General features: G+C 41.3%; 13 protein-coding genes. 5 read left to right on the top strand and 8 right to left on the bottom strand.

The window, feature by feature from the left end; genetic code table 11:
* Positions 1-19 precede the first annotated feature (19 nt).
* The 5 genes from O3633_RS07610 to O3633_RS07590 form a co-directional block, all read right to left on the bottom strand.
* Positions 20-1,261 (bottom strand): helix-hairpin-helix domain-containing protein, encoded by a 1,242-nt coding sequence (locus tag O3633_RS07610; RefSeq protein WP_371620892.1) that lies wholly within the window; start codon positions 1,259-1,261, stop codon positions 20-22.
* 138 nt (positions 1,262-1,399) lie between these two features.
* The gene (locus tag O3633_RS07605; RefSeq protein WP_049529876.1) at positions 1,400-2,284 is read right to left on the bottom strand and encodes a hypothetical protein; all 885 of its coding nucleotides are present in this window, start codon (positions 2,282-2,284) and stop codon (positions 1,400-1,402) included.
* 60 nt (positions 2,285-2,344) lie between these two features.
* The gene (locus tag O3633_RS07600; protein WP_371620891.1) at positions 2,345-2,911 is read right to left on the bottom strand and encodes a GNAT family N-acetyltransferase; all 567 of its coding nucleotides are present in this window, start codon (positions 2,909-2,911) and stop codon (positions 2,345-2,347) included.
* Positions 2,898-3,476 (bottom strand): flavin reductase family protein, encoded by a 579-nt coding sequence (locus O3633_RS07595; protein WP_371620890.1) that lies wholly within the window; start codon positions 3,474-3,476, stop codon positions 2,898-2,900. Before O3633_RS07595 ends, O3633_RS07600 begins: the two co-directional genes overlap by 14 nt.
* Before the next feature lie 367 nt (positions 3,477-3,843).
* Positions 3,844-4,239 carry a helix-hairpin-helix domain-containing protein gene (locus tag O3633_RS07590; protein ID WP_371620889.1) on the bottom strand — a complete coding sequence of 132 codons (396 nt, stop codon included), beginning with the start codon at positions 4,237-4,239 and terminating at the stop codon, positions 3,844-3,846.
* Positions 4,240-4,454: 215 nt separating this feature from the next.
* Here O3633_RS07590 and uppS point away from each other — a divergent pair, with 215 nt between their 5' ends.
* The 5 genes from uppS (at position 4,455) to gmuD (ending at position 10,657) form a co-directional block, all read left to right on the top strand.
* Positions 4,455-5,207, top strand: coding sequence for an undecaprenyl pyrophosphate synthase (uppS, locus tag O3633_RS07585; protein ID WP_371620888.1), 753 nt, complete (start codon positions 4,455-4,457; stop codon positions 5,205-5,207).
* A gap of 8 nt (positions 5,208-5,215) precedes the next feature.
* Positions 5,216-6,019 (top strand): phosphatidate cytidylyltransferase, encoded by an 804-nt coding sequence (locus tag O3633_RS07580; RefSeq protein ID WP_049529872.1) that lies wholly within the window; start codon positions 5,216-5,218, stop codon positions 6,017-6,019.
* A gap of 21 nt (positions 6,020-6,040) precedes the next feature.
* Positions 6,041-7,297, top strand: coding sequence for an RIP metalloprotease RseP (gene rseP / locus O3633_RS07575; protein WP_371620887.1), 1,257 nt, complete (start codon positions 6,041-6,043; stop codon positions 7,295-7,297).
* Between the two features lie 16 nt (positions 7,298-7,313).
* Positions 7,314-9,167 carry a proline--tRNA ligase gene (locus O3633_RS07570; protein ID WP_371620886.1) on the top strand — a complete coding sequence of 618 codons (1,854 nt, stop codon included), beginning with the start codon at positions 7,314-7,316 and terminating at the stop codon, positions 9,165-9,167.
* A gap of 110 nt (positions 9,168-9,277) precedes the next feature.
* On the top strand, positions 9,278-10,657 hold the full coding sequence (gene gmuD / locus O3633_RS07565) for a 6-phospho-beta-glucosidase GmuD (RefSeq protein WP_371620885.1): 1,380 nt from the start codon (positions 9,278-9,280) through the stop codon (positions 10,655-10,657).
* A gap of 73 nt (positions 10,658-10,730) precedes the next feature.
* Here the strand turns inward: gmuD and O3633_RS07560 are convergent, their stop codons facing one another.
* Genes O3633_RS07560 through O3633_RS07550 form a run of 3 tightly spaced genes read right to left on the bottom strand, consistent with a single transcriptional unit; the run spans position 10,731 to position 13,062 of the window.
* Positions 10,731-11,405, bottom strand: a complete 675-nt coding sequence (locus O3633_RS07560) for a rhomboid family intramembrane serine protease (RefSeq protein WP_371620884.1) — start codon at positions 11,403-11,405, stop codon at positions 10,731-10,733.
* Positions 11,389-11,928 carry a 5-formyltetrahydrofolate cyclo-ligase gene (locus tag O3633_RS07555; protein WP_371620883.1) on the bottom strand — a complete coding sequence of 180 codons (540 nt, stop codon included), beginning with the start codon at positions 11,926-11,928 and terminating at the stop codon, positions 11,389-11,391. The genes O3633_RS07560 and O3633_RS07555 overlap by 17 nt, the downstream gene beginning before the upstream one ends.
* Before the next feature lie 3 nt (positions 11,929-11,931).
* A complete protein-coding gene (locus tag O3633_RS07550; RefSeq protein ID WP_371620882.1) occupies positions 11,932-13,062 on the bottom strand; it encodes an N-acetyldiaminopimelate deacetylase in 1,131 nt (376 codons plus the stop codon).
* Positions 13,063-13,121: the final 59 nt, after the last annotated feature.

Below are 13,121 nucleotides of genomic sequence, written 5' to 3'. Positions count from 1 at the left end.
TCCTCCCTTCAATAAACAATTACTTCTCGTTCTTAAACTGTATACCGTTTTCTTTCAGTTTTTGAACGGTAGCGGGACCAATTCCCTTCAAGGCGAGAACTTCTTTTTCGGTCCATTTTTTGAAATCTGTAGACCTACGAATCCCATTTTCAACAAAGATGTGAACAAGATCCATCCGGATTCCCTTCATTTTTTCCTCGCTCATAAAGGAGTACCAGTCGTTTACCTTGGATAAATTTCTTATCATACTGGAATGCTTCGAAAATACTGGTTTACGATGGAACTTCTTGGCTTCGTTTGTTAGAAATTTTGTTAAAATAATATTTTCTAGTAAATAATCAAACAAAGGATACAAACTAGCTTGTAGCGATTCAACTGAATTTGGACAATAGCATTCTTGGTCTTCGATATCTATAACTTTGGATTGCCAATCTTCCTCTATAAAGAATTCAACAGCTTCATCATTGATTTCCACTAATTTTGCAAATAGCTGACTTGCTTCCTCAATTTTTCCTTGAGAAAAAGCAGAGATGATGGCATGAATAAGAATGGTATCATCCCATTTGCCCTTATTTAATTCTTCATGATAGAAACGTTCAACCTTTAGCTCCTGACCAGTAATATGATACAAGGAAAGCATACAGAAGACAAAATTAGGAGGAAACCGTTCTGGTCGCTTACTCAAATATAGATTAATCAATTCTAAAGCCTTATAATTAAGGTTCTCCGTCATATAATATTCAATCAGGAACATCAGAGCAGACAGGATAGGGCGTGCTTCAAAATAATTCCAACTATTGTATCCGTTCATTTTCCATTTTTCTAAAACTAGAATTTCAAAATCCAATACTTTTTTAAAGGTTGGCAAATCAAAATCTTCAACTTCTGATAAGAATAGGTGGAAATCAGCAGCAAAATAATCTGGATTAATTTTTAAAACTTGCTTTAACAATTTATTTCGCTTCTGTGTATTCGGAGTATGCATAGCTTCTCTAAATAAAGCATGATCCTGATTCCAATCAAAAGTCCTATTTTTCAGTTGGTAATTGATTAGCTGAACATCTGGATACTCTCCATATTCATCAGCATATTGCATCACTGCTGTATGTAGTTCATCGAAATTTTGAATGGTCCGACGTTCTACAAAAGTTGGATTTTTGGCCATGATTTCTGTCCAAGCAGCCTCTTCTTCAGAAATAACTTTAATATCCAACTTTTGCTGTCGTTTTAATTCTTTTTTTCTATTTTTCTTTTTAGGCATCTATTCTCCTCTAACTCATTCTTCAATAGGTCCTATCTCGACTGCCTTAGAGATACAAGCATTAATGGGGAAAACCACTTTCTCAGCGATTCGTTGACTTTGAAGGTTGTGCCTCAAGCTTAATTAAGGTAGAGTTTTCTAGTTACGTTTGGTGGTAGAAATTGTGATTGAAAAAGTTTTAGACTTTTGAACTCCTTGAGGTTGTTTAGATATGTGTTTGTCGTTTTCCTCTTTTTCCTTTAAAGCGTCTATATATTCTTTTTCTTCATTATTGGCTTTCAAAATAATATTTCGCTCCGTACCTATTAATGGTATATATATCAATAAAGCGGAGATGATCATATCCAATGTGGTTGTGTTAGTAGGAATTATCCAAAATAACATAGCATACATACTAGCATACATTGACATAATTAATAACACAAGATATAGGACATCAAGTACAGTCCATTTTTTAATTTTTTTAGTAAATTCTTCGAAGTAGAATGTATGTATTATCATAATGATTGATGATGAGCACAATAAAACCTTCCACCAAAATTCGTCAAATTTAAAAAGGATTAATAAAGAATTAGATATGGATCCGATAACAAGAATAAAGTATATAAAACTATTAAAAATATCAAATTTTATTTCCCGCTTGGATCTCTCCCAGTCATATTTCCAGAGTAGTTGCACATAATCGGATAACTTTTCTATTTGACTAGTATTGGTTATATCAATTGTATTAATCAAACTCCAGATATGACCTTCATATAAATAAAAATTATCTCCATTCTTAACTGTCAAACTCTTTCCGTATGGATTAATTCGTGACTTTAAACGTTGTATAGCTTCTGCACGCTTACCTACTTTACCCAAGTCATCTAAAATAATTTGAATATCCTTTCTCCACTCTGAACGTTCTTTAGTTATAAAATCTAGTTTATTCTTTTTGCTATTATTTATAAAAACTAAAAATGCACTTAAAACAGCTCCTAGACCTGCTCCACTGAGCAGAATAATAATCTGATCTGTATTCATTTTTCACCTCTCTTTGAATTACTAATATTATCTCCAAACTGTTCGAAATTTTTGAACAATTCATCTAACAGTTTCCTCCCACTCATTCTTCAGTAAGCCGTATCTCAAATCATCACAGCGATTGCCTTGGGTATCTTTTCGATCTCTTATACGAGCTTCGAGGGTGAAGCCAAGTTTCTCAGCGACACGTTGACTTTGGACATTATAGCCAAAACAAGTCAGCTCAATCTTGTGAAGTCCCAATTCTTTAAAAGCCAGATCAATCAAGGCACGCGCTGCTTCGGGAACATAACCTCGTCCCCAATAGTCTGGGTGCAAGATATAGCCAATCTCCAGTACATCGTCTTCGTAGCGACGGGGGAAATCGACAGAACCAATAATCTTATCAGTCCCTTTGACCGCAATCCCATAGCCAGCTGGGAGATTATCCTTTTGATTACGCTCGGGAAGGATATGTTCTAGGTAATAAATCTCATCTTCCAAGGTCTTGACGGGTGGGAAGCCTGCTGGGTAAGAAACCTCTGGACGACTAGCGTAGGCATGAATATCCTCAGCATCAGCTACTGTACGAACTCGTAAGATAAGTCGGTCCGTTTCGATTTGTTCTGGCAGTTCAGCTCTTGTCATCCTTCTTCCTCGCTTTCTTGATAAAGCTTCCCATGGGATCTACTCGGTCATCCAGATAACGGTAAACGCGCTGATGACCGTCCCCCATAAAGTAAGTTGGGGCAAAGCGGTCATTTTTAAAATGCTCTTTATCGTCTAAGAGCTCTGGATCAGCCAGTCGCTCGAGAATCTTGGCAAAGATATGGCAGATGCCATCTTCCTCGATAATCCGATCTACCTGACAGTCCAACACGACTGGACATGCCTCTAAAATTGGGGCCTGAGTCCGTACAGAAATTTCGTAGTCAATCCCTAGGCGTTTTAACTTTTCCCGATGGCTGATAAAACCAGCCTGCTCCATTTCGAGCATGAAGTTTTCATCAGGGATGTTTACGGTAAACTGTTGATAATGTTTAATCTGGTCAGCCGCATTTTCCTCAGCGCCAACACCGATGACCAGCCAATCTCCCAGGCTATAAGAGGAACTGCAGGTCGTGATATTGTGCCCAAAGTTCTTGTCCTGATATCCCAAGATGAAGATTGGAAAACCATAGTAGAGCTTGCTGGTGTTAAAAGATTGTTTCATGACAACCTCCTTTGGCTAGGGGTCTAAAATAAAAATCGTCCCTGCCATCAATCTGACAGGGACGAATGTGTTAATCCGCGGTACCACCCAATTTCGGGCAGATGCCCGCAACTTTAATCTTCTTGTTTCTCTTTTATGACGTCGTTAGCTCGTCTTGCCGTACTTGAGTATAGCCTGCAACTCGCTGTCTAGTCCTAAAAGGAAACAAAAAGATTTATATTATTTTTAATTTCATCCATTAGCAACCAGTTTTGACACATTTGTGGACTTCTCAGCACCGCCACTTTCTGTAAAATGTGGGACTCAAAACACCTCTAATGGCTTTATTTTAACAAGTTTTTGACGGAAAAGCAAGGAACAAGAAAGATTACTTGAACTTGATGCCGTTTTCTTTTAATTTCTTGATAGTAGCTGGACCGATTCCTTTCAAGGCAAGGAGTTCTTTTTCCGTCCAGTTTTTGAAGTCAGTAGCAGACTTGATACCTTCATCGTAGAAAGTCTTAGCGCGGTCAACTGAAAGTCCCCCTAGGTTAGCTGCGAAATCTTCTACAGAAGTAGCAACTTTTTGAGCTTGCTCTTTGGTTGCTTCTACAGTTTTTTCAACCTTTTTAGAGACAGCTTTACCTGCATCGCTTGCTGCTTTTTCAGCATGTTTTACAACTTTTTTTGTTTCTTCGACAACCTTGTTTACAGTGTTTGAAAATGCACCTGAGCGACGTAGGCTGTTTCTCAATTGTTTTTTACGTTGGAGTGTCTTTGACATGATAAAATCCTTTCAATAAAAAATCCCTGTGGCTGAACAAGGATCGAATCTCTATGATTTTATTGTATCAACTTTCTTTAGGAATTGCAAGGCTTGATATACTGGAAATATAGGAGATATATGGGAAATTTCGCCGTAGAATGATAGACGATAATAGAAGAAAAGTGAAAAATATGGTATAATGAAACGATAGATTTTTGAATAGGAATACAATCATGTTTGGATTTTTAAAAAAAGATAAAGCAACAGAAACCCCCACAATGGTGCCAGCACATATCGGAGTTATCATGGATGGGAATGGCCGTTGGGCTAAAAAACGGATGCAACCACGTGTCTTTGGGCATAAGGCTGGGATGGATGCTTTGAGAACGGTAGTCATTGCTGCTAGTGATATGGGAGTCAAAGCCTTGACGGTCTATGCCTTCTCGACTGAAAACTGGACCCGTCCAGATCAGGAAGTCAAATTTATCATGAACTTACCTGTTGAATTTTATGATAAGTTTGTTCCCGAATTGCATCAGAAGAACATGAAGATTCAAATGATTGGGGAGACTGATCGTTTGCCGAAGCAGACTTTTGATGCCTTGAAAAAGGCAGAAGAACTGACTAAGTTAAATACAGGATTGATTCTCAATTTTGCCCTTAATTATGGTGGACGAGCTGAGATTACACAAGCGGTCAAGTTGATTGCACAGGATGTTTTAGATGCTAAGATCAATCCTGGTGATATCACCGAGGAGTTGATTGGGGAATATCTCTTTACGAGACATTTGCCAAAAGTCTTGCGTGATCCTGACTTGATTATTCGGACCAGCGGTGAACTTCGTTTGAGTAATTTCTTGCCATGGCAGGCTGCTTATAGCGAGCTCTATTTCACGGATGTCTTGTGGCCTGACTTTGATGAGGAAGCCTTGAAAGAAGCTATCATCGAGTACAATCGTCGCAACCGTCGTTTTGGAGGAGTTTAGGAGATATTATGATACAGGATTTACAAAAGAGAACCCTTTTTGCTATCTTGGCCTTGGCTATCTTTATCCCAATCTTGGCGATTGGTGGCTTATGGCTCCAGATTGCCATGGGGATTGTGGCGATGTTGGGAGTACATGAGTTACTGCGCATGAAGGGTTTAAATACCATGACGCCTGAAGGGCTCTTGACTTTACTAGCAACCTTTGCTCTGACCGTACCTTTGGAAAACTACTGGAAGTTTTTACCTGTAGATGGGAATGTTGTAGCTTATAGTGTCGTGATACTGATTTTACTAGGGGCAACAGTCTTCAGCAAGAACTATACTATTGAGGATGCTGTTTTTCCGATTGCCATGAGTTTTTATGTTGGCTTTGGCTTTAATGCTTTGGTCGATGCTCGTATTGCAGGTTTGGATAAGGCGCTTTTGGGACTTTGTATGGTCTGGGCAACCGATAGTGGAGCCTATCTAGTAGGAATGAAGTTTGGTAAGAGAAAGCTAGCTCCGAGAGTTTCCCCTAACAAAACCATAGAGGGTGCTATGGGGGGTATCGTGGCTGCTATGCTAGTGACTTTGATTTTTATGCTAGTTGATAGTACTGTTGCTTTACCTTATGGGATTTACAAAATGATGGTCTTTGCTATTTTCTTTAGTATAGCTGGTCAGTTGGGTGATTTGATCGAAAGTGCTATGAAACGTCACTTTGGTGTTAAAGACTCAGGCAAGTTTATCCCAGGTCATGGTGGGGTATTGGATCGTTTTGATTGCATGCTGGCTGTCTTCCCTATTATGCACCTCTTTGGCTTATTTTAAGGAAAGGTAAATAGAAATTAAATGATAGGATTACTAACATTTATCCTGGTCTTTGGGATTATCGTAGTGGTTCACGAATTCGGACATTTTTACTTTGCTAAGAAATCTGGGATTTTAGTTCGTGAATTTGCCATCGGTATGGGCCCCAAAATCTTTGCCAACATCGGAAAAGATGGAACTGCTTATACCATTCGTCTCCTGCCACTTGGTGGTTACGTTCGGATGGCAGGTTGGGGTGAAGATACGACAGAAATCAAGACTGGAACTCCCGCAAGCTTAACACTGGCAGTGGATGGCAAGGTCAAGCGTATCAATCTCTCTGGTAAAAAGGTTGACCAGACAGCTCTGCCTATGCAGGTCACTCAGTTTGATTTTGAGGATAAACTCTTTATTAGAGGCTTGGTCTTAGAAGAGGAAAAGACTTTCTCAGTAGACCATGATGCGACTATTGTGGAAGCTGATGGAACGGAAGTTCGTATCGCTCCCTTAGACGTCCAATATCAGAATGCGACTGTCTGGGGCAAATTGATTACCAACTTTGCTGGTCCTATGAATAATTTTATCCTAGGAGTCGTCGTTTTCTGGATTTTGATTTTCATGCAAGGTGGCGTCCGTGATACGCAAACGAATAACTTTAGTATTATTCCAGATAGCGCTTTGGCTAAGGTTGGTGTTGAAAATATAGCCCAAATCACTAAAGTCGGCAGTTATGAGATTTCAAACTGGTCAGATTTGATTCAGGCGGTCGATGCAGAAACCAAGGACAAAACCGCTCCCGTTTTGGATGTGACGGTTTCTGAAAATGGCACTGAAAAACAAGTCAGTGTGACACCTGAAGAAAGCCAAGGTCGTTATATACTGGGTGTTCAGCCAAGGCTCAAATCAGATATCTGGTCTATGTTTATGGGCGGATTTACAACTGCGGCAGATTCAGCTTTACGTATCCTGAATGCTTTGAAAAGCTTGATCTTCCAACCTGATTTGAATAAATTAGGTGGTCCCGTTGCTATCTTTAAGGCAAGCAGTGATGCCGCTAAAAATGGTCTTGAGAATGTCTTGTTCTTCTTGGCTATGATTTCCATCAATATCGGAATTTTCAACTTGATTCCGATCCCTGCGCTCGACGGTGGAAAAATCGTGCTCAATATCCTAGAAGCTATCCGTCGCAAACCACTAAAACAAGAAATTGAAACCTATGTCACTCTGGTCGGAGTTGTCATTATGGTCGTTTTGATGATCGCCGTAACTTGGAATGACATCATGCGAACCTTCTTTTAAGAATTAGAGGAAAAATATGAAACAAAGTAAAATGCTTATTCCAACGCTTCGCGAAATGCCAAGCGATGCTCAAGTTATCAGCCACGCCCTTATGTTGCGTGCTGGTTATGTTCGTCAAGTATCAGCAGGAGTTTACTCTTACCTACCGCTTGCTAACCGTGTTATCGAAAAAGCCAAGAAGATTATGCGTCAAGAGTTTGACAAGATTGGCGCTGTTGAGATGTTGGCTCCAGCCCTTCTTAGTGCAGATCTTTGGCGTGAATCTGGCCGTTATGAAACCTACGGGGAAGACTTGTACAAATTGAAAAACCGTGAGAAGTCAGACTTCATCTTGGGGCCAACTCACGAAGAAACTTTTACAGCTATTGTCCGTGATTCTGTCAAGTCTTACAAGCAATTACCTTTGAACTTGTACCAAATCCAGCCTAAGTACCGTGATGAAAAACGTCCACGTAATGGACTTCTTCGTACGCGTGAATTCATCATGAAAGATGGTTATAGCTTCCACGCTAACTACGATAGTTTGGATGTTACTTATGATGAGTACAAGGCAGCCTATGAGCGTATCTTCACTCGTAGTGGTTTGGACTTTAAAGCCATCATCGGTGACGGTGGAGCCATGGGCGGTAAGGATAGTCAAGAGTTTATGGCCATCACACCTGCTCGTACAGACCTTGACCGTTGGGTGGTATTAGATAAGTCTGTCGCGTCGTTTGATGAAATTCCTGATCAAGTGCAAGAAGAAATCAAGGCAGAATTGCTCAAATGGATGGTTTCTGGTGAAGATACCATTGCCTACTCAAGTGAATCAAGCTATGCAGCCAACTTAGAAATGGCAACCAACGAGTACAAACCAAGCAACCGTGTTGTGACTGAAGATGAAGTGGCTCGCGTGGAAACACCAGGTGTCAAATCAATTGATGAAGTGGCTGCCTTCTTGAATGTCTCTGAAGAGCAAACAATCAAGACCTTGGTTTATATCGCAGACGAAGAGCCAGTTGTGGCTCTACTTGTCGGCAATGACCAACTCAATGAAGTTAAGTTTAAAAACTACCTTGGAGCAGATTTCTTAGAACCTGCAACTGAGGCAGAAGTGAAAGAATTGTTGGGAGCTGAATTTGGTTCTCTTGGACCAGTTGGTCTACCTGAAAATGTTAAGATTATTGCTGACCGCAAGGTGCAAGATAGTCGCAATGCTGTTGCTGGTGCTAACGAAGATGGTTACCACTTGACTGGTGTTAATCCAGGTCGTGATTTCACTGCTGAGTATGTCGATATCCGTGAAGTTCGTGAGGGTGAAATCTCTCCAGACGGACAAGGAGTTCTTAACTTTGCGCGTGGTATCGAAATTGGTCACATCTTCAAACTTGGTACTCGTTACTCAGCAAGTATGGGAGCAGATGTCTTGGATGAAAATGGCCGTGCTGTGCCAATCATCATGGGATGCTACGGTATCGGTGTCAGCCGTCTCCTTTCAGCAGTCATGGAGCAACACGCTCGCCTCTTTGTTAACAAAACTCCAAAAGGTGAATATCGTTACGCTTGGGGAATCAACTTCCCTAAAGAATTGGCGCCATTTGATGTGCACTTGATTCCGGTTAATGTCAAGGATGAAGCAAGTCTTACATTGACAAATCGTATCGAAGAAGCTTTGGTAGATAAAGGCTACGAAGTCTTGACGGATGACCGTAACGAACGTGTCGGTGTTAAATTCAGTGACAGCGACTTGATTGGTCTTCCAATCCGTATCACTGTTGGGAAGAAAGCAGCTGATGGTATCGTAGAAGTCAAGATCAAGGCGACAGGGGATACAATCGAAGTTCACGCAGATAGCTTGCTTGAAACCCTTGAAATCCTAACAAATAAATAAAATCTATAATCAGAAGAAAAACAAGACAAAAATGTAACTAGTTTTTGCCTTGTTTTTTCTCTATAATGAGATAAAATAAACATAAAAAGAGTAAATAAAGAGGTAGAGCTATGCTAAAATTTCCAAAGGATTTTGTCTGGGGTTCCTCAACTTCTGGGCCACAGACAGAAGGACGAGTGCCTGGAGACGGCAAGGGAGATAATCTCTGGGATTATTGGTACCAAGTAGAGCCAAATCGCTACTATAATGGGATTGGACCAGATAAGACATCGACCTTCTATGAAAATTGGGAAAAAGATATCGAACTATTGTTAGAAACAGGTCATACAGCCTTTCGGACTTCAATCCAGTGGTCTCGTATTTTCCCACAGGGTCGTGGAGAAGTCAATCCTCAAGGAGTGGCTTTTTACCGTCAGGTCTTTGAAGCTATTAAGGCCAAGGGAATCCGTCTCTTAGTCAATCTCTATCATTTTGATCTGCCTTTTGCCCTTCAAGAAGATGGGGATGGTTGGGAAAATAAGGCAACTATTAAGGCTTATGAAGACTATGCTCGCTTCTGTTTTGAGACTTATGGCGACCTTGTGGACCAATGGATTACCTTCAATGAACCTATCGTTCCTGTAGAGTTCGGCTATTTCTATGATGCCCATTATCCTCATAAGGTAGATGCTAAAGCGGCGGTTAAGGTTGCCTATCATACCCAACTAGCCAGCACTCTTGCCGTTAAGGCCTGTCATGAAGTCTTACCGGGCTCTAAGATTGGAATTGTCCTCAACTTGACACCAGCTTATCCACGTAGTCAGCATCCTGCGGATGTCAAAGCTGCACGCATTGCTGATCTATTCCAAGCTCAATCTTTCCTAGATCCGTCTGTTTTAGGAGCTTATCCAGAAGAGTTGGTAGAAATTTTGGCTGAGCATAATTTGCTACCAGATTCTACAGCTGAGGAGTTGGAACTTATTCGTGAGAATACAGTTGACTTCCTGGGAGTGAACTACTATCAACCTTTGCGTGTCATGGCGCCGCGTTTTGCTAAGCATCCTGACAGCCCACTCTTGCCTGAGCATTTCTATGAGCCTTACGTCATGCCAGGTCGTAAGATCAATCCGCACCGCGGTTGGGAAATCTACGAGCAAGGGATCTATCATATCGCTCAAAATATCAAGGAAAACTATAGCAATATCGAGTGGATGTTGACAGAGAATGGGATGGGCGTTGAAGGTGAAGATAAATTCCGCGAAAATGGAATAATTCAGGATGATTACCGTATTGACTTTGTCAAAGGTCACCTTCGTGAACTTCATCGTGCTATTGAAGACGGTGCTAACTGTAAAGGCTACTTGATCTGGACCTTTATCGATTGCTGGTCATGGCTCAATAGTTACAAAAATCGCTATGGTTTGGTCGAGCTTGACTTAGAAACGCAAGAACGCCGTCTGAAAAAATCAGGCCACTGGTTCAAAGAACTCAGTGACAATAATGGATTTTAAGCTACTTTTTATAAAGATCCAAAAAACCATTGAAACTTCTCAATTTGAGAACTTCCAATGGTTTTTCTTGTTCTTATAATAGTCCGATAAAAAGTAGTAGAGCTGATAAAGCAATAAAGGCTAGGGTTGCTAGACCACGTTGGCCTGGGCTGTAAATCTTTCGTTCTCCTCGAACTGGGAAGACGATAGCCAGTAATGCACCCCCGACAGCACCCCCGACATGTCCAGCAAGGCTGATTCCAGGGATTAAGACACTACCTACTAGGTTAATCACTAAGAGGGAGAGGTAGGATTGACCAAGTTGTTGGAGATAGGGATTGCGTGAAGCATATCGGAGAACAACAATTGAGGCAAACATACCGTAGAGGGCAGTTGAAGCACCTGCAGTAATAGCATTGGGACTAAAAACTAGGACAAAGAGATTTCCCATCATTCCTGATAGAAGGTAGATAAAGAAAAACTGTTTGGAGCCAAAGATTTGCTCCATCTGGCGTCCCAAAAAGTAGAGGGATAGCATATTGACTAAAAAGTGCTGCAAGCCAATGTGGACAAAGGTTGCGGAGAATAAGCGCCAGATTTGTTCAGGCATGGCCTTGATAGCAGGGGGATACACAGCTCCGAATTTATACAAGGTGGCTGCGCTGGTATAGTTGAAACCACTGGTTAGAAACATGAGTACAAAAACCAGGGTTGTCACGAGTAGAAAGAAGCTCGTGACAGGATACCGACGATCAAAAATTTCTTTCATAGATGAGTACCTCCTCAACAGGAATATCGTAGTGCTCAGGTTGAAAATTCTGAATCTGACATGGATAAATCGTACTAATAGTATGACCTGGGAAACGCTCTAAGTAGCGGTCGTAATAGCCACCTCCATAGCCAACCCGATAGCCAGAAGTGTTGAAAGCCAAACCAGGAACATGAATCAGGTCAATCTGAGAGGGTTCAAGGATTGTGAAGTCTCCTTGAGGTTCAAGAAGTCCAAAAGAATTTCTTTCGAGTTTCTCTGGTTCATATAGAACAAAGTCCATTTTTCCATGTGGATAGGTTTTGGGAATGAGGAGTGTCTTCCCATCTTTTTGAGCCTGTTCAATGAGTCTAGCTGTCTGAAATTCATGAGGGAAAGACAGGTAAGTGGCGATGGTTTTTGCTTCCTTGTAGAAGGGATGTAGAAGTAGTTGCTCATTCAACCAAGCGTCCATGACTTCCTTTTCTTCGGCTGATAGAGATTTGAGTTCTTGTAAGACCTGCTTACGTAAGCTTTTTTTCATAGTCTACTCCGCAGCTTTCTTAGCTAAAAAGCTTGATACAGCCTCGACACCGATTGCCAGAGCTTCTTCCTTAGGACTCATCTTTGGATGGTGGAGAGCATAGGGACTATCAATTCCAAGCCAGAACATGACACCAGGAACCTTGGAAAGCAGATAACCAAAGTCTTCCCCTGTCATGGCAGGTTCGATGTCGATTAGCTCAATGCCCTCTTTTTCATCAAAGAAGGTCATCAATTCCCGAGCTAATTCAGGATTGTTTTCGACTGGCAAATAACCTCCCTGCTTGAGTTCAATCTCTACATCCATATCAAAGGCAGCTGCCACACCTTCAGCGATAGCTTTGACACGTTTTTGAACCAAGAGGCTCATGCTGTGTGTGAGAGCTCGAATGGTTCCATGCAAGAAGGCTGTATCAGCGATGACATTATTGGTTGTACCAGCTTGAAAAACACCGAAAGTGACGACAGCACCCTCGATAGGATCGACATTACGGCTGACAACCGACTGAACTTGAGTCACAAAATAGCTAGCTGCAACCAGAGCGTCGTTGGCTTCATGTGGAAAGGCAGCGTGTCCGCCTTTACCCTTAAAGCGAATCTTAACTTCACATGTTCCAGCAAAGAGTGTATGAGTATTGGTCGCAATTTGTCCAACTTTTAAGTCGGGGCGAACATGAAGTCCATAGAATTGGTCAGGCAACCAGTCACCAAAGGCATCATCTTCATACATGAGCATGCCGCCGGCCTCATTTTCTTCCGCAGGTTGAAAGAGAAAGAGGAGGTTGTTTTTTGGTTGTTTTTCTAAAGCACGTTCAAGACTTCCAAGTGCAATGGTCATGTGAAAGTCGTGCCCACAAGCATGCATGCGGTCTTGGTGTTGGGAGGCAAAAGGAAGGCCTGTTTGTTCAACGATAGGCAGACCATCAATATCTGTTCGCCAACCAATGGTACGTTCTGGCTGACTTCCCTGCAAGTAAACTAAAATACCGGTTCGCCAAGTACGAATCTGAACAAAATCCTTGCCGGCTGTTAATGTTTCAATGACATTGAGTAAATAAGCGTGAGTCTTGAATTCTTCTAAACCAATCTCCGGAATTTGGTGAAGATCGCGTCGAGTTTGAATCAAATCTAACATAGTTAATTTCCTTCTATTGATACGAGAAAGAGGCTGGAAATATTTCCGCCTCTGTTACT

Source organism: Streptococcus sp. 27098_8_22 (assembly GCF_041432415.1).
Lineage (GTDB): Bacteria > Bacillota > Bacilli > Lactobacillales > Streptococcaceae > Streptococcus > Streptococcus pseudopneumoniae_M.
The sequence above is the reverse complement of the archived record's forward strand: the minus strand, read 5'-3'. Positions and strand labels throughout refer to the sequence as shown.

What these genes read in the sequence shown, in the direction of transcription:
- gmuD (WP_371620885.1), top strand. Translation starts at nt 9,278, where the DNA reads ATGCTAAAATTTCCAAAGGATTTTGTCTGGGGTTCCTCAACTTCTGGG.
- O3633_RS07605 (WP_049529876.1), bottom strand. Translation starts at nt 2,284, where the DNA reads ATGAATACAGATCAGATTATTATTCTGCTCAGTGGAGCAGGTCTAGGA.
- O3633_RS07550 (WP_371620882.1), bottom strand. Translation starts at nt 13,062, where the DNA reads ATGTTAGATTTGATTCAAACTCGACGCGATCTTCACCAAATTCCGGAG.
- rseP (WP_371620887.1), top strand. Translation starts at nt 6,041, where the DNA reads ATGATAGGATTACTAACATTTATCCTGGTCTTTGGGATTATCGTAGTG.
- uppS (WP_371620888.1), top strand. Translation starts at nt 4,455, where the DNA reads ATGTTTGGATTTTTAAAAAAAGATAAAGCAACAGAAACCCCCACAATG.
- O3633_RS07580 (WP_049529872.1), top strand. Translation starts at nt 5,216, where the DNA reads ATGATACAGGATTTACAAAAGAGAACCCTTTTTGCTATCTTGGCCTTG.
- O3633_RS07595 (WP_371620890.1), bottom strand. Translation starts at nt 3,476, where the DNA reads ATGAAACAATCTTTTAACACCAGCAAGCTCTACTATGGTTTTCCAATC.
- O3633_RS07610 (WP_371620892.1), bottom strand. Translation starts at nt 1,261, where the DNA reads ATGCCTAAAAAGAAAAATAGAAAAAAAGAATTAAAACGACAGCAAAAG.
- O3633_RS07560 (WP_371620884.1), bottom strand. Translation starts at nt 11,405, where the DNA reads ATGAAAGAAATTTTTGATCGTCGGTATCCTGTCACGAGCTTCTTTCTA.
- O3633_RS07570 (WP_371620886.1), top strand. Translation starts at nt 7,314, where the DNA reads ATGAAACAAAGTAAAATGCTTATTCCAACGCTTCGCGAAATGCCAAGC.
- O3633_RS07600 (WP_371620891.1), bottom strand. Translation starts at nt 2,911, where the DNA reads ATGACAAGAGCTGAACTGCCAGAACAAATCGAAACGGACCGACTTATC.
- O3633_RS07555 (WP_371620883.1), bottom strand. Translation starts at nt 11,928, where the DNA reads ATGAAAAAAAGCTTACGTAAGCAGGTCTTACAAGAACTCAAATCTCTA.
- O3633_RS07590 (WP_371620889.1), bottom strand. Translation starts at nt 4,239, where the DNA reads ATGTCAAAGACACTCCAACGTAAAAAACAATTGAGAAACAGCCTACGT.